Source organism: Exiguobacterium sp. EA-TM-5, from assembly GCF_053878415.1.
Map to the genome: position 1 here is coordinate 66,001 of NZ_CM132670.1, position 15,974 is coordinate 81,974.

Consider the following 15,974-nt stretch of genomic DNA (forward strand, 5'->3'; position numbering starts at 1 on the left):
CTTTCGCCCTTTTCTTTTGAATCCCTTTTCCATATATAAAAGCCCCACTTCCCTGTCTAATTAGACACGGAAGTGGGGCTTTTTCGAATCAATCAAGATATTACACCAAAACGATAGGCTGTTTTCCAGTGATACGTCTCACCTGATGACAATAGGATCGATGGGAAATCGGGTTCATGGACCGCATTCGGATGGACTTGAGTCTCAAGGCATAAGCCAAGCGACGGTCGAGCAGGAACACCATGAATCGTATAGTCGGTCAAGAGTTGCGTCCCGGTATAAACCACGACTGCCGGCTGATTCGTCGTAACGTCGACGAAACGACCAGACACCGGGTCTACCAGTCGTAGCGTATCCTCTCGTAAAATAAACGGATGATCGTAGCCGTTTCCGACAGCAATCGTCTCGGGATGCTCAAGCGTAACCCCGTCACGAATCGACTGACCGCTCCGGAAATCGAACGGTGTTCCGGAGACATCCCGTTGTTCGCCCGTCGGTAAACCGTCTGACTGGACTGGTAAGTAAAAATCACTTGGTAACGTCAAAATATGATCTAACACATCTCGCTTTGCATTTCCCGATAGGTTGAAATACGTGTGATTAGTAAGGTTAAGTGGTGTCGTCTGATTCGTCACAGCCGTCATCTCAAGCATCAACGTCGTTCCCTCTAGTCGATAATACACATCAAGCGTGACCGTTCCAGGGTACCCTTCTGCTCCATCCGGACTATTTAAGCGCAAGTGGAACAATGTATCCGTCGCTTCAATGACTTCAAACCATGCTTGATCAAACCCATGAATCCCACCATGCAGATGATTCGCACCGTCGTTTGCGACAAGCGGATAGACTTCTCCCGCTACTTCAAAGCGTGCCTGTCCGATTCGACCAGCGACACGTCCAACGATTGCTCCAAAATAAGGTGAATGTTGTTGATAGTCTTTCACCGTTTCAAGACCGAGGACGACGCTTTCTAAATGACCATCTCGATCGATCGTCCGGATATCTTGGATGATGCCACCATAGTTCCAGAGTGTCACTTCGATGCCTTCCTGCCGTAACGTATGTCGGATCAAATTTTTCTCCAGTAGTTGTGTCATCGTTGTTCCTCCACCGGTTGGCGCGTCACGAGTTGAACGAATCGTCCGAACGCCGCCTGCCCTGCTTCCGTCTGTTTAAAGACACCACAGTCTTCGAGTCCACGGACGAATTTCGCAGCAACTGCTTGCTCGACGTATGTCGTGGCGTCTTGACCGTCATACGTTTGCTTCAGTTCCTGTGCCCACTCAGCATGCGCTACTGCTACTTCGTCGACTTCACCCGTGATGAACTGTTCGACCTGTTGCAACTCTTGTAGCAAACGCGCCGGTAAGACCGCCAGTCCCATCACTTCGATCAAACCGATATTTTCTCGTTTGATATGGTGAATATCAGCATGCGTATGGAAAATACCATCCGGATGTTCTACTGACGTTCTGTTATTTCGTAAGACAAGATCAAGCTCGAATTGTCCATCGCGCTGACGGGCAATCGGTGTTACCGTATTGTGTCGTGTCTCACCGGTATGCGAACGAATATCCTGACTCTCATCCGTATACGTCAACCACGTCTCATAGACAGTCGTCGCCGCATCGAGTAATGCTGATGGATCTGTACTCTTCAGACGTAACACACTCAGTGGCCAGTGTAATGTTTCACCGGTGACCGTCGGCTGATCTGGGAAAGTAAAGGATGTTAAAGCGTTCGCCCGGTCCATCGCAAACGTATACCGTCCACCTTGGTAATGATCATGGGTCAAGATGGACCCACCGACGATCGGAAGATCCGCGTTCGAGCCGGCAAAGTAATGCGGGAATTGCTCGACGAAGGCGAGCAGGCGCGCAAAAGCATCGCGATTGATGACCATGTCACGATGTTCCTGCGACAAGATGATGCTATGTTCGTTGTAATAGACGTATGGTGAGTATTGTAATGCCCATGATTCTTCTGTCAGTGTCAACGGAACGATCCGGTGATTCGCACGTGCTGGATGATTCGCACGACCAGCGTAGCCGACGTTTTCGACGCACAACAGACAAGTTGGATAGTTCGACGCCGTTGGTGCCTCCGTTCGAGCTGCCGCAATTTCACGTGGATCTTTTTCCGGCTTCGATAAGTTGATCGTGACATCGATCGTCCCGTAAGCCGTCTCTGCTTGGTACCGTTTATTCTTAGCGATTCGTTTTGTTTGGATGTAATTGCTCGCTTGGCTCAGTTGATAAAAATAATCCGTCGCCGCTACCGGTGATTCAGTATACAGACGGCGGAACGTCGCCGTCACGTCAGAGGGACGCGCGACGAAGACATCCATCACGTCTGCAGCAAACTGTTCTTTGTCCTCAAGACGCGCCGGTAGCTGTCCGCTTGTGATCAACACTTCGATCATGTCGTCTAAAATATCTGGAATCGAACGTGACGCGACGTCCGCCTGTTCTTCAAAGGCAACTTGACCGACTCGCGCTAGAATCCGATTTCGGGCATAGATTGCATCTTCCGGTTCAATCAATCGCTCACGGATTGCTTGTGCTACTAACTGTTGGATGAGTTCATTCATCGCCGTCACTCTCCTCATTCTTTCTCTCTTTAACGAACGCTCGTCCGGTACCCTTCTGGGTTATGCGCATGCCAGTTCCAGGCATCACGGATGATTGTTTCGATGTCTGTCCGTTGTGGTGTCCAGCCGAGGACTTCTTTCGCTTTTGCAGATCCAGCAATCAAGATACTCGGATCTCCTGCCCGCCGTTCGACGATGCGTTCCGGAATCGGATGTCCCGTCACGCGACGTGCTGCTTCGATGATTTCCCGAACGGAAAACCCTTGGCTCGAACCAAGATTAAAGACTGTGCTATCGTTTCCGTCCGCCAAGTAGTCGAGTGCCCGCACGTGGGCATCGATCAAGTCCTCGACATGAATGTAATCGCGGATGCAGGTACCATCTGGCGTCGGATAATCATCACCGTAGATTGAGATCTCTGCCCGTTGTCGGTTTGCAACTTCAAGAACGAGTGGGATCAAATGGGTTTCCGGTGTATGGTCTTCTCCGATTTCACCGGTTGCGCGCGCACCAGCGACATTGAAGTAACGTAACGCGACGTAACGTAAGCCATACGCTTGTTCACACCATTGCATCATCTTCTCCATCATCAACTTCGTCTCGCCGTATGCATTCGTTGGACGTGTTTCCGCTGTTTCGAGAATCGGCATCTGTTCCTGTTCGCCATATGTTGCTGCCGTCGAAGAAAAGACGATCTGTTTAATGTCATGGGCAACCATCGCTTCAAGCAACACTTGTGTACCATAGACGTTGTTATCAAAATAGCGTAACGGTGCCGTCATCGACTCTCCAACGAGTGAGAAGGCTGCGAAATGAACGACTTGTTCAATCGTTTCTTCCGTAAAGACGCGATCGAGAAAAGCACGATCGCGAATGTCTCCTTCATATAGACGCGCCTGCGGATGAACCGCTTCACGATGTCCGGATTGCAGATGGTCGATGATGACGACATCTTTTCCAGCATCAATCAATTGATAGACGGCATGGGAGCCGATATAACCGGCTCCACCTACGACTAAAGTTGCCATTTAGATGACCTCCCGTTCGATTTCACGTGCTCCATCACCGACCGTCGCCGTATAGAACGTCGCCGGGTATCCGATGCGTGCTTCATATTGTTTACCGACAGCTTGTTTGAAAGCGTCGACCGCCTCGTCTTCGACGATCGCAATCGCACAGCCACCAAAACCAGCACCTGTCATTCGTGCTCCGAGTACGCCGGATTGCTCCCAAGCGGCTTCGACGAGTGTATCGAGTTCAAGCCCCGTCACTTCATAGTCTTCCCGTAACGAGACGTGCGATGCGTTCATCAACTGACCAAATGACGTCAATTCTCCCGCTTCCAGTGCCGCAAGCGCCTGAAGTGTGCGTTCATTTTCTGAAATCGCATGCCGTGCGCGACGCATCAAAGTTTCGTCTTCCCACGCGACTTTTGTAAATTCAGCTGTCGTCCACTGTCCGAGCGCTTCTCGTGGCGTGACTTCGTTGAGATGGGCGAGTGCTGCTTCACACTCTGCGCGGCGTTCATTGTATTTTGAATCCGCCAGTTCACGGCGTTTATTCGTATTCATAATGATGATCGTATACCCTGTCAAATCGAGTGGCGCATACGTGTAGTCGAGCGTCTCACAATCGAGCAGTAGACCAGCACCCGCTTTTCCCATACCAATCGCAAATTGATCCATGATGCCACTGTTGACGCCGATATAGCGATTTTCAACTTGTTGTCCGAAGCGAACGAGATCAAGTCGCGGAATCTCTAATGCGTACAATCGATCAAGCAAGACACCGATGACGAGTTCAAGCGAAGCCGATGACGAAAGACCGGCACCGTTCGGAATGTCACCTTGGATCAGGATGTCGCATCCCGTATCAATTCGGTAACCCACTTCTTGTAAGACTGAAATCATACCCTTTGCATAGTTCGCCCAACCATGTGTCGCATCATATGCGAGTTCGTCGAGTTCCACTTCGATGATGCCGTCCTGTTCAAAATTCAGTGAGTAGAAGCGGAATCGTTGGTCGTCACGCTTTCGAGCAATCGCATGTGTCCCGAACGTCAACGCGCACGGAAAGACGTGACCGCCATTGTAATCCGTATGCTCACCGATTAAATTGATCCGTCCTGGTGCAAAGAAGCGATGCGTCGACGGTGAGCCAAACCGCTGTTCAAATTGTGCTTCTAACGTCTGGTCTGTCATACGATCGTCTCCTTTGATTCGAGTAGTGTGAGCACACGATGAACAGGTTTAATCCGTAAGCAACGCGCTTCATAGTCCGTCGTGTATGAGAACGTCAAGCCTTGTTGCATCAAGTAAGTGCCGCTTAACGTCCGGTCCTCGACTTGATAGCGCATCGCCGGGTCGAGTCCTTTTAATGTGAAGTGATACTGATGTGCCCCGTACTGTCGAAGTGGCGCGATCGCGAGCAACACCGTTTCTTCTTCTGATGTATATTGCATGACGCTTGGCGTCTGTTGTGTAAAAGCAGATAGACGGTACTGGACACCGCGTTGAATCGTCGGACGAATCGCTTGATATGTCTCAATCCAGCCCTTTGCTTCCGCGAGTTCATCCGTTGACCACTCACTTAAGTTGCCACCGATGCCGAGTGTTCCTTGCATCGAGGAGACGAAGCGTGTCGAAAGCGGCACGTTACGTCCATTCAACCAGTTCGGTCCGTCCGTCACCCAGCAGCTCATCATCTTCGCATTGTAGGCGTAAGAGAAGTCATGCTGGATCTGCAAGCGATCGAGTGGATCGGTGTTATCACTCGTCCAGACTTGTTCCGTTCGTGAGAGGATCCCGAGATCGATCCGTCCGCCACCGCCAGCACATGCCTCAAAGTCGACTGTCGGGTGCAAGCGACGTAACTCATCAAAGATGCGGTACAACGCATCGACGTGACGTTTCCATAGTTCTTGTTGGCGATCCGTCTGGTCTTTTGGGACACCCGGTTCAGAGAAGGCACGATTCATGTCCCATTTGATGTAATCGATTGCGTGACGTGTCAGTAAATCGTCCATCATCTCAAGAATGAACTGCTCGACTTCTGGTAATCCAAGATTTAAGACATATTGATTCCTTGACGTCGTCCGGACTGCATCTCGTGCATGGTAAATCCAGTCTGGATGCGCCCGATATAAATTAGAATCAGGATTGACCATCTCTGGTTCGACCCATAGTCCGAATTGTAAGCCTTGTTGTTTTACATACGAGATCAAAGGCTCTAGACCGTTCGGAAACTTTTCCCGATTGACGTGCCAGTCGCCAAGTCCGGCTTGATCGGAATGGCGTTCGCCGAACCAGCCGTCATCGACGACAAATAGTTCACAACCGATTCCTGCCGCAAGATCGACGAGTTCACGTTGACCAGATTCTGTCACATCAAAGTACGTCGCTTCCCATGAGTTATAGAGAACAGGACGATCAGCCGAACGCGGCATGATGACGTCACGCTGGAAAGCATGCGCATGGGCGCTCATATCTGCAAACCCATCAGCATAGCCGATGTAGAACGTTGGTGTCGTCAACTGTTGTTGATACGATAGTTTCCAACTGAAGTCAAACGGATTCATGCCACCTGACAGTTGGACAAAACCGAACGCATCCTGTTCGACGTGAATCGCCCAGTTGCCAGAGTAAGCAAAATGTCCGTAAATGACTTCGCCGCTATCTTCTGTTGCGTCTTGTTCGAGTGCGAACCAGGGGTTCGCTTGGTGACTCGTCACCCCACGCCGGCTTTCGATTGTTTGGCGTCCTGGTGTCACGGATGTGACCTGTTTCTTAAACTCACCTGTCCACATCCCAGCGAAGTGATGCAGCTTTAAATTCGGTTGATGCCAACGTCCCATCGCAAACGACTGGGCTGCTGTCAAACGAACAGGTAATCGTCCCGCGTTTTCAACGACAATCGAGCGACCAATGATATCGTAATCAGCGAATACTTCATACCGAACACCGACGCGCAAGTCCTGTAATGGATCAAAGAGCCAGAGCGTCAATTCAGTTTCCGTCTGTTCAGCGCGTTCAAACTGGAACTGATGAATCCGTTGTCCATCCTCTCGTTCCGACTTCAATGTCGGTTCCGTATACAACATCTCACCGAACGGTACGAAATCGTACGTCGCGACGCCGTCTGGTGATTCAAACGAACTGTGCGCGACGACCGGACTCGGTAACGCTTCATAATCATCTCGATATGGTAGCTTGGCACCGAAATACGTGTGGATCAGCTTGCCGTTCGCACCGATTGTGACGACGTGAGCGACCCGTTTCCCTTCGATGACGAAACGACGTCCTGCTACTTCAAAGATTGCCATGGTTCTCTTCCTCCTTACGTCGTCAGAATCAGTGTCTCGAGTGGTGCGAGCTGGACCGTTCCACGATATGTCTCGTTCTTTGTTAACGCTTGGTATGTTCCGTCTAAAATGACGTCACGTGCTTCTTTCGTGTCATGGTTCATCAAGAAGAGGAAATCTCGTTTTTCACCGTGACGACGCACGATTTCAACTTGACCCGGAGCATCAATCATCTCGATGCCAGCCTCAGTGAACGCTTGACGGTAAATCGTATCAATCATCGCATCATCAATCGATGAGCCGATGTAGGTAATTGTTCCTTTATAAGCATTGCGCGTCACAGCCGCTACACCCTCGTAGAACGTATCTTCATAGACAGCAAGCGTCTCTGCTGTCGTTGGCGTGATCAAGTCACACCAGAGACGTGCTGTTGACGATTGTCCTGCCATCTCCCCAATTCCTGCTACCTTATGTTGCTGAACGGATTGGAGTGACTCATATTCGTCGATCTCGATTCCGGCATACGTTGCGAATTTACCCGGTAACGTCGTCGGGACGACATGGTTGCGTGCATCTTTGACACCTGTCCGGTACGTGAAGATGACGTGACCACCTTGTTCCATGTATGCAATCAAGGCGTCATCGAACGTTGGATTCGTCAAGAAATAGAGCGGGACGATGATCAATTTATAACGAGATAAATCGTCACCTGGGAAAACGATATCTGTTGCGACTTGTTGACGAACCGCTCCACCATAGAAACGAACGAACTCTGTTCGGAAATCAAACGCATCACTATGCGGCTGGTGCGTCCAAGCCCATACGTTTTCTTGATCGAAATAGACACCGACCTTCGCGTCGTAACGGCTCGCGTTAATCTCATCGCCGTACGTATTCAGCTCCGTCATGATTTGTTTGACTTCTTCGAATTTCCGCTTCGGTTTTCCATCATGATCGATGATGCCGTGACAGAACTCCTCTGTTCCAAAGTGAGCAGCGCGGAACCGGAAGTAGACGATCGCTTCCGCGCCCCGAGCGACTGCTTGGTACGTCCAAAGGCGAATATGACCTGGTCGTGGCAAATAACCGATTTTGCTCCAGCCTTGTGCGCCACTCAACTGTTCCATGACCCAGAAGCCTTTTCCTTGTTTCGAAGAGCGGCAAAGATCGTGATCACTCGCCATCTTCTCGAACCGGTTCGGCTCCGGTAGTCCACCCCAGACCGGGTAGTTATCGAACGCGACATAATCGAGGTCCTGCGCCATTTGTTGTTGGTTGACAGCCATGTCACTGTAGACCAAGTTATGCGTGATGAAGACGTCTTCTGGAATATAGCGACGTAAGACATCGACTTGTAATTTGTTGTAGTACGTATAACCGTCAGCACAAAAGCGATCGAAGTCGACGAGCAGGGATGGGTTATGTTCCTGGTAGACTTTACGCGGTACCGGGATCTGTTCCCACGCCGTGTATGTCTGACTCCAGAAGACCGTTCCCCATGCTTCGTTCAAGGCATCAAGTGTCCCGTAGCGATTCTCTAACCAGCGCTGAAAAGCAGCGCGATCGACATCACCGTAAGACCGGTCCGATTTCTCATGCCCATATTCATTATCCGTTTGCCACCCGATGACACGAGGATGTTGACCGTATCGTTTCGCCATCTCTTCCGTGATTTTGACGGATAGACGCTGATACGTTTCGCTGTGAACCGTATAGTGACGACGGGCACCAAAGCTGATCGTCACACCGTTCTCATCGACCGGTAGAATCTCTGGATACTTCGTACATAACCAAGCCGGTGGTGTTGCGGTTGGCGTCCCGAGTACGATATCGAATCCTTCGGCACTTAAGCGTTCGATGACATCATCCCAAAAGCTGAAATCATAGACGCCTTCTTCAGGCTCCATCATCGACCAAGCGAATTCGGCGAGACGAACGACATTCACACCAAGCTCTTTCATCAGTCGGAAGTCTTCCTCCCATAATGCTCGTGGTGTTTGTTCTGGATAATAGTCGACTCCTAAATACATTGTGCTCCCCCTTACGCAAAAACAATTATTTTACTGCACCCGCCGTCATTCCTTTTTGGAAGAAACGTTGGAAGAAGATATAGAAGATCATCGTTGGTAAACTGATCAAAACAAGTGAAGCGTAGATTTTCCCTGGGTCCCCACCGAGCGCATCCTTGAAGAAACTTGGTGCCATCGTGACTGTCTGATAGGCAGGATCTGTCATGAACGTAAGAACCATCAAGTACTCGTTCCATGAGTTGAGGAACGCATAGATTAAAGCTGTTGCAAGCGCTGGTTTTGCGAGTGGTAGCATGACTTTGAAGAAGACTTCAAGAATCGTCGCACCATCGATATACGCTGCTTCCATCAATTCGTTCGGCAATTCATCAAAGTACCCTTTGATAAGCATCAGACCGAATGGTAAGAAGAAGGCAACTTCCGCTCCGATCAGTCCCCAGTGGTTGTTCAGCCCGTCAAATGAACGAAGCGTGAAGAACAACGGAACGATCATCGAAGCGACCGGTAACATGAGTCCAGCAAGAACCATGTTGAACAAGAGACGTTTTCCAGCAAACTCAAGCTTCGAGAACGCGAACGCTGCGAACGCCAAAATCGTGATCGAGATGATGATCATGAAGAAGGCGACGAAGAAACTGTTGAAGACGAACGTTGGGAAGTTCGGGTTTTGCAATGTGGCAATATAGTTGTCGAATCCATTGACTCGGAGACTCTCTTTGAACATGACGAAAATCGGGAATAACCAGACGATTGACGCTAGCGCCAATACGAGGTTAATCATCCAGCGGCTTTTTTTAGATTCTACATCCATGAGTCGTTCCTCCTTAGTTATCCATTTTCTTTTGTACACGCAATTGGAAATACGTGATCAGCAAGGCGATCGTGAGTAGGATGATGGCAACAGCACTCGAGAAACCAACTTCCTGTTGCAACATCGACTTTCGGAACAGGTATGTCGAAATAAACTCAGTCGACGACCCTGGTCCACCAGCTGTCGTGATCCAGACTAAATCGAATGTCTTCAGACCACCGATAACTCCGAGAATCGACAGAGTGAACGTCGTTCCTTTCAAGTTCGGGAAGACGATGCTCCACAATGTCCGGAAGAATCCAGCTCCATCGATTTTTGCTGCTTCGAAGATTTCCTTCTCAATCGTCAGCATCGCCATGTAGTACATGACCATCGAAGAACCCGTCCACTGGAAGATGTTGATCGCAATTACGGAATAAAGGGCGATATCCGGATCACCGAGCCAGTTCTGCTCGAGACTACCAAGACCAATCGCACGGAGGAACTCATTGATATAACCAAACTGGAAATCATAAATTTGTGAGAATGCCGCACCGAGTACGACAGGGCTCAAAACGACCGGGAAGAAGAAGACTGACTTCATTGCCGTTCGCATTGGTCCTGGTGTATGCAGGAAGTACGCCAAGACAAGACCGATACCGGCTTGGATCGTGACCGTCAAAATCGTGAAGATGAACGTATTCTTCAGCGAGAGATAGAAGTCTGGATCTTGGAACATCTCAGCATAGTTGTCGAGTCCGACGAACGCTTTGTCAAACGAGATCCCGTCCCACGAAAAGAACGAGTTATAGGCGTTATAGAAGATCCCATAATAGATGAAGCTGACGACGAACAAGACGATCGGCGCAACGAACGCCCATCCGACCAGGTTCCGCTTCATGTTCTTTTTCTTCTTTGGTGCAGGCGTGCGTGTCGCTACCGGCTGGAGCGGTTCTGCTTTTGGTTTAATCGGCAATTCCTGTCGCTCTGTCTGCATATGGATTCCCCACTTTCCTCAAGTTCAAAAATTAGGAAGTGGTACGCAGGCGTACCACTTCACTGTCGAGTCTTATTTCGCTGATTGATCCGCTGCGTCTTGAACGCGTTGTAGTGATTCTTTCGGATCTTGTCCTGTTGCGATGTTTTGAAGTTCCTTACCGAGAATATCGTTTAATTTCGTATCCCGGATACCACGGCTAGCAACCGCTTTTGCTAATGTGTCGTTCAACATCTTGTACGACTCTTTTTCACCTTCAGATGTGAAGGCAGCGTCTGAATCAACTTTGACGTCCTTGATTCCAGGTGCCATCTCGAACTCACCCATGTAGACTTCTTGACCTTTTCCTTGGCTCATGAAGGCGATGAATTCAGCTGCACCCTCTTGTTGTTTCGACTCTTTGTTGACACCAAGTGCCATATCGATTGACGCGATGACTGGCTGCTCTGTTCCACCTGCTAAGTTCGGGAGTGGAACGAATCCGAGCTCATCGTCGATTTTCCATTTTTCTTTTTTCTCAGCTGTTGTCATCGAGTGTGCTTCCCATGAACCGATGACCCACATCGCTGCTTTTTTATCGAAGAATTGGTTCATCCCGTCATTGTATGTCGCAAGACCAAGTGCACCTTCTTGGAAGACTTTATCTTTGAAGAGGTCTTGCCAGATTTGAGCTGTTTTAACCATCTCGTCATCCGTCCACTTCGCTTCGCCTGAAAGAACTTTTTGGATGTATCCTGGCGCTACTTGGTGGCTGAGGACGTTGTAGACGTCGATATCGATCCACGCATCCTTTGCTCCGAGCATGAGTGGGATGACTTTGTCGCCTGAGTCTTTGATCTTCTTAACTGCGCTGACTGTTTCTTTGTAGTTCTTCGGTGGTGTCACACCGTATTTATCAAGCATCGTCTTGTTATACATCAAGTACGCTTGACCTGTGAAACCGATTGGAACAGCATATTGTTTGCCGTCAAGTGTCGTCTGTTCGATTCCGAGCTCGACGAACTTATCTTTCCAGCCTTTACCTGCTGCTTTATCCATGTACGAATCAACTGGTACGACGCGATCCTTGTACTGTTGGATCATTGGTTCTTTCAGACCGATGATATCTGGACCCTTACCTGACAACATCGCAACTTGTAATTGTTTTTCATAGTCTTCACTGTAACGTTTGAATTGAACGACGTATTTATCTTGCGAATCGTTGAACGCATCAACGACTGCTTTCCCCGCTTCTGGTTGTGGTGCCCAGCCCCACCAGGTAACGATTGTCTTACCATCTTTTGTTTTCGTTTGTTGCTCATCTTCGCCACCACAAGCAGCGAGAAATGCGGATAATGTCAGGACTGATGCTGCAGCAACGAGTTTCGTTTTTTTGAATTTCATGTAAGAGCTCCCCTTTTATGTGTAAGTAGTCAAGCGTATCGTCTAGCATGTTCCCCTTCGATTTGTGCTTTTTGGCACCATTCTTCAATCACCTTCGTCTGAATCGGCATTCCCTGTAGCTGAATCAACACGCGGGCGATCAATCGAAGACGGTACGCCAGCGTATCGACGTCCGGTCGGACGAAGAGATACAACTCTCCACCGAGCGTCAAACAACCGGCAGATCGCATGTGTTGCATGAGTGCGCGTAATTCGATGTATCCGCTCTCATTTTTTCGGATGTGTAATTCGGATGAACGGATCGTCAGGACCCCTTGTACCGATGACATCCGGAATTGAAAAACACCGTCACGTCGTGGTCGGACGAGCACGATATCCTGCTCGTCTGTCGGGACATCGCCTGGACCCTGTTCTGTCATCTGTTGCGTCGATCGTTGAAAATAAAAACCGCGGATTGCTCCGTAACGCCCGAAAGCTTCACGGTACGAAACCCATGGATCGTGTGGTTCCATTGCGCGATGCCTCCCTTTCCTGCTTCAGCTTGATTAGCCCCTGCTAACCTGCATCCACCTCCACTTAGTAGACCATGAACTTAGTAAATTAAATTTATTATCTAACTTTACATCGACTATAGCACATCACTTTTTATTTTGTAAACGGTTTCAATAAAATATTTTTTGAACACTAAAAATGCTTCCATAGTCTGCTTCGTCGCAGAGTATGGAAGCATTGGATTAAATCGTTTGAAATAAGCTATTTGTCGCGAGGGCTGCCGCACTGAGCGCTCCTTGTTTTTCACCCCATGGGACCATCTTGACATCGGTTTCACGTGAAGCAGCGGTCAATGCCGTATGCTCGACGCGTTCCTTGATTTGGTCGACGATGTTTGGTGCGAGCTCGAACATCGGTCCTCCAAGTAATATCCGCCGCGGATTGAGCAGATGAATCGTATTCAAAACACCGATTCCGATGTATTCCCCAGCTCGTTCATATGCACGAACAGCCTGTTCATGACGCTCGTTCAATCGCTTGCGCAAATCGGCAAGTGTTACGACTTGAGGATCAACGACAGCATAATCCCGTAATAATGATTTCTCTCCGGCTAATGCCTCGAGACATCCCCGATTCCCACACGAACAAATCGGACCATCAAGATCCAGCCGCATATGTCCAACTTCCCCCGTAATATGATGTTGTCCATCGACCAGCTGTCCATCGAGCACATATGCTCCCCCAATACCTTCACCAGCATAAAGGTAGAAAAACTGCTCGACTCCGACACCCTCTCCGAACAACAACTCGAACGACGCGAGTGCCCGGACATCATTTTCAATGAAGACCGGATAATCAAAACGGTCCTCAAGTCGTGCCTTTAATTCCACATCATGGAGATGGAAACGTGGTGCGAAGAGGATGACACCCGTCTCGGGATTGACCATCCCATGGACAGAGATACCAATGCCATGAATCGTCCCACATCCATTGATTTGCTCAATTAAGACTTCACATAAGCGACCAATCGCCTCAATTAATTCATCATTCGTCTCAAAGCGCCCCACCGCTTCCGACTCATAAATCGTATTTCCACTCAGATCCGCAACAACACCAATGAACTGGTGACTTGTTGCGTCAATCCCGATGACATATTGTTCTGTCGCAACGAGTTCGAGCATGATCGGTTTTCGTCCCCCGTTCGACACGCCCAGCTCTCGCTCCGTCACGAGTTGTTCTGCAATCAATTCACTGACGATATTTGATACCGTCGGCTTCGTCAAGTTCGTACGTTGTGCCAACTCGACCCGCGAAATCGGTTGATGCATCCGAATCAAACGTAAGACGAGTGCTCGATTATAAGAACGCATCCATTTAGAATTACGCGGTGTTTCTTTCGCCATGTCCCCCTCAACCCCTTTGGTCTGTCTCTTTCCTATCTTCGCATATTTTGTAAGGGATTTCACGGTCTCATCAAAAAACCGTTCATCTGCTGAACGGTTTTTGTGCACTTTCATGATTCGTCATACGGTTGTTCCAAAATCAAGACACGTGAACCGTCCGGATTTTCTGTCAGTTCGATCTCGACAATCGCTTGTCCGACTAGTAAAACAATTGGTAAGGATGGATCATGATTACGGAAAAAACCGATTTTCCCTTGATAGGTATCCATGTAGTCCGCATATAAAAACGTACCGTTGACGTGTAATTCATCCTTCGTGCGATTGAACGTCAAACGTGGTACACCATACCAAGCTTCTCCGTTCAAATAAAGCAATGGACGCTCTCCGACTGCTTCATTCATCGCTCGTCGTACCTCAATCGCTCCTGTCGTCTCATAGTACAATCGATCCTGACCACGTGTTGCGATGACAATCGGATGTTTCTGATACAAGACGACTTCTAAAATTTCATCCGCCTGTTCTACGAAATAACCGGTCTTATCCGACTGAGCAAAACTAATCGTGTACAACTGCATCCAGGAAACGATATCCGCCACTTGAACCGGTTTATGGAAAAGCGCAGAAACGAGCAGTGTTTCTTGCGGGGTCACAATCAGATTGACGGATATATCCGCTAAACGGATTGTCCGGATTTGTGTCGAAGGATACGTATGATCATAGCTTGGAACAAGCATTGCTTCATAATGATTATCCTTCTCGACCAATTCAATCGATGGCATACGTCGATCAAAATCCGCAATTTGAATTCGTTTCATTCGAACTCTCCTTTCACTTTCTCCAACAACCTACGAAAGTTATTACCCAATATTTGGTCCCTATGCACTCCCCTGAATTCAAAAAACCGGAACGCACGTGTTCCGGTCATTGTAGATACAAATCATATAGTAGATAAAGGATGCCTCCGACGATGATCAAAAACGAAAAAATACCAGCTTTCCCAAAAAAGACGCGATCGACAGTATCATCGCGTTCAAATCTTTGCTTTGTCATGCAGTATCGCTCCCTTTAACAAGCTTGTAGTACTTCTCTTTTCGACATCTTGTACCCGATTCCTTGTTACGATCTGTCATTTCATTCCATTAGCAAAATAGAGCAATGTTTCGGTTTCATCTTCTGTCAAGGAACGTCCTGTTTCTTCCGCATACAATGTCCGCATGTCTTTTAGTTTTCCACCGGTCGCCTCTGTTACGCGGATCGCTCGACGTAACATCTGGACTTCTTCTTCAAATTCCGATTTCGGCATCGCTTCTCCATGCGACCAAACATAATGATCAACATCTAAACGAGCGAGTGCTACTAGTAAACGCGTCGTTCGTTCCACCGTATAATTCCACTTCCGCGAGAAGATATCAGCATACATCGCGTCGCCTAAGAACACGACGCGTTCTTCCGGAATATAGACGAGTAGACTTCCCGGAGAATGATCATTTTCAACTTCAATCAAATGACAGTGTACTCCACCTAAATCGAGCTCCAGTTGTCCTGTAAAACCAATCGTCGGTAAGACGACTTCGATGTCGCGCGTTGCCCCAAACTCAAGTTTGATCGCGTCCGCACAAAATGGAATCTCAATCCCTTGATCCATCCGTTCTTGTAACGCTTCATCCGTCCAGGCGTATGGTTGCATCTCTTTCATGCGCTTAATCGTTTGTTGCGTTGCCATCGCTGGAAGACCGAGATGTTTCATCCCAAAAATATGATCCCAGTGCCAATGTGTCAGTGCCAATAAGTTAGGTGCCCCGAGATCCCGTTTCTTCATTTCTTCTAAGAACAGCGCGGCATGGGCTGATGAGTTTCCCGCATCAATCATCAATTGATGATTTTCTCCACGCACGACAGCAAGAATCGGGCGATCCGTCTCGCTAACTGGTGTCTGATACCAAATTCGTGAAGTCAGTTGTTTGAAGTGTTGCATAATCTACCTCCTTA

The 15,974-nt window shown here is 48.7% G+C and carries 14 protein-coding genes; all 14 read right to left on the reverse strand.

All coding sequences use genetic code 11. The features are described 5' to 3' along the window. Positions 1 to 92: 92 nt before the first annotated feature. A complete protein-coding gene (locus ACV3PA_RS00340) occupies positions 93 to 1,097 on the reverse strand; it encodes an aldose epimerase family protein (RefSeq protein ID WP_456125303.1) in 1,005 nt (334 codons plus the stop codon). Then, the gene (locus tag ACV3PA_RS00345) at positions 1,094 to 2,590 is read right to left on the reverse strand and encodes a UDP-glucose--hexose-1-phosphate uridylyltransferase (protein WP_456125304.1); all 1,497 of its coding nucleotides are present in this window, start codon (positions 2,588 to 2,590) and stop codon (positions 1,094 to 1,096) included. Before ACV3PA_RS00345 ends, ACV3PA_RS00340 begins: the two co-directional genes overlap by 4 nt. A gap of 29 nt (positions 2,591 to 2,619) precedes the next feature. Next, entirely contained in the window at positions 2,620 to 3,618 is a 999-nt protein-coding gene (gene galE, locus ACV3PA_RS00350) for a UDP-glucose 4-epimerase GalE (protein WP_456125305.1), read from the reverse strand. Next, positions 3,619 to 4,791 (reverse strand): galactokinase, encoded by a 1,173-nt coding sequence (locus tag ACV3PA_RS00355; protein WP_456125306.1) that lies wholly within the window; start codon positions 4,789 to 4,791, stop codon positions 3,619 to 3,621. It lies immediately after the preceding gene. Then, positions 4,788 to 6,911 carry an alpha-galactosidase gene (locus ACV3PA_RS00360; RefSeq protein ID WP_456125307.1) on the reverse strand — a complete coding sequence of 708 codons (2,124 nt, stop codon included), beginning with the start codon at positions 6,909 to 6,911 and terminating at the stop codon, positions 4,788 to 4,790. The genes ACV3PA_RS00355 and ACV3PA_RS00360 overlap by 4 nt, the downstream gene beginning before the upstream one ends. A 14-nt stretch (positions 6,912 to 6,925) precedes the next feature. Continuing rightward, a complete protein-coding gene (locus ACV3PA_RS00365) occupies positions 6,926 to 8,920 on the reverse strand; it encodes a beta-galactosidase (protein WP_456125308.1) in 1,995 nt (664 codons plus the stop codon). A gap of 25 nt (positions 8,921 to 8,945) precedes the next feature. Beyond that, entirely contained in the window at positions 8,946 to 9,731 is a 786-nt protein-coding gene (locus ACV3PA_RS00370; protein ID WP_035411101.1) for a carbohydrate ABC transporter permease, read from the reverse strand. Between the two features lie 13 nt (positions 9,732 to 9,744). After that, positions 9,745 to 10,707 carry a carbohydrate ABC transporter permease gene (locus ACV3PA_RS00375; RefSeq protein WP_053452535.1) on the reverse strand — a complete coding sequence of 321 codons (963 nt, stop codon included), beginning with the start codon at positions 10,705 to 10,707 and terminating at the stop codon, positions 9,745 to 9,747. A 72-nt stretch (positions 10,708 to 10,779) separates the two neighbouring features. Next, complete coding sequence (locus ACV3PA_RS00380) at positions 10,780 to 12,090, reverse strand: ABC transporter substrate-binding protein (protein WP_456125309.1); 1,311 nt, start codon at positions 12,088 to 12,090, stop codon at positions 10,780 to 10,782. Between the two features lie 29 nt (positions 12,091 to 12,119). Continuing rightward, a complete protein-coding gene (locus ACV3PA_RS00385; RefSeq protein ID WP_456125310.1) occupies positions 12,120 to 12,602 on the reverse strand; it encodes a hypothetical protein in 483 nt (160 codons plus the stop codon). 222 nt (positions 12,603 to 12,824) lie between these two features. Further along, on the reverse strand, positions 12,825 to 13,985 hold the full coding sequence (locus tag ACV3PA_RS00390; RefSeq protein WP_456125311.1) for an ROK family transcriptional regulator: 1,161 nt from the start codon (positions 13,983 to 13,985) through the stop codon (positions 12,825 to 12,827). 110 nt (positions 13,986 to 14,095) lie between these two features. Continuing rightward, positions 14,096 to 14,800 carry a hypothetical protein gene (locus ACV3PA_RS00395; RefSeq protein WP_456125312.1) on the reverse strand — a complete coding sequence of 235 codons (705 nt, stop codon included), beginning with the start codon at positions 14,798 to 14,800 and terminating at the stop codon, positions 14,096 to 14,098. A 106-nt stretch (positions 14,801 to 14,906) separates the two neighbouring features. After that, the gene (locus ACV3PA_RS00400; RefSeq protein WP_268760705.1) at positions 14,907 to 15,035 is read right to left on the reverse strand and encodes a hypothetical protein; all 129 of its coding nucleotides are present in this window, start codon (positions 15,033 to 15,035) and stop codon (positions 14,907 to 14,909) included. A gap of 76 nt (positions 15,036 to 15,111) precedes the next feature. Beyond that, entirely contained in the window at positions 15,112 to 15,960 is an 849-nt protein-coding gene (locus ACV3PA_RS00405) for an MBL fold metallo-hydrolase (protein ID WP_456125313.1), read from the reverse strand. Positions 15,961 to 15,974: the final 14 nt, after the last annotated feature.

Bases quoted from the DNA above. Each gene is read 5' to 3' on its own strand.
- ACV3PA_RS00340 (WP_456125303.1), bottom strand. From the start codon at position 1,097: ATGACACAACTACTGGAGAAAAATTTGATCCGACATACGTTACGGCAG.
- ACV3PA_RS00345 (WP_456125304.1), bottom strand. From the start codon at position 2,590: ATGAATGAACTCATCCAACAGTTAGTAGCACAAGCAATCCGTGAGCGA.
- galE (WP_456125305.1), bottom strand. From the start codon at position 3,618: ATGGCAACTTTAGTCGTAGGTGGAGCCGGTTATATCGGCTCCCATGCC.
- ACV3PA_RS00355 (WP_456125306.1), bottom strand. From the start codon at position 4,791: ATGACAGACCAGACGTTAGAAGCACAATTTGAACAGCGGTTTGGCTCA.
- ACV3PA_RS00360 (WP_456125307.1), bottom strand. From the start codon at position 6,911: ATGGCAATCTTTGAAGTAGCAGGACGTCGTTTCGTCATCGAAGGGAAA.
- ACV3PA_RS00365 (WP_456125308.1), bottom strand. From the start codon at position 8,920: ATGTATTTAGGAGTCGACTATTATCCAGAACAAACACCACGAGCATTA.
- ACV3PA_RS00370 (WP_035411101.1), bottom strand. From the start codon at position 9,731: ATGGATGTAGAATCTAAAAAAAGCCGCTGGATGATTAACCTCGTATTG.
- ACV3PA_RS00375 (WP_053452535.1), bottom strand. From the start codon at position 10,707: ATGCAGACAGAGCGACAGGAATTGCCGATTAAACCAAAAGCAGAACCG.
- ACV3PA_RS00380 (WP_456125309.1), bottom strand. From the start codon at position 12,090: ATGAAATTCAAAAAAACGAAACTCGTTGCTGCAGCATCAGTCCTGACA.
- ACV3PA_RS00385 (WP_456125310.1), bottom strand. From the start codon at position 12,602: ATGGAACCACACGATCCATGGGTTTCGTACCGTGAAGCTTTCGGGCGT.
- ACV3PA_RS00390 (WP_456125311.1), bottom strand. From the start codon at position 13,985: ATGGCGAAAGAAACACCGCGTAATTCTAAATGGATGCGTTCTTATAAT.
- ACV3PA_RS00395 (WP_456125312.1), bottom strand. From the start codon at position 14,800: ATGAAACGAATTCAAATTGCGGATTTTGATCGACGTATGCCATCGATT.
- ACV3PA_RS00400 (WP_268760705.1), bottom strand. From the start codon at position 15,035: ATGACAAAGCAAAGATTTGAACGCGATGATACTGTCGATCGCGTCTTT.
- ACV3PA_RS00405 (WP_456125313.1), bottom strand. From the start codon at position 15,960: ATGCAACACTTCAAACAACTGACTTCACGAATTTGGTATCAGACACCA.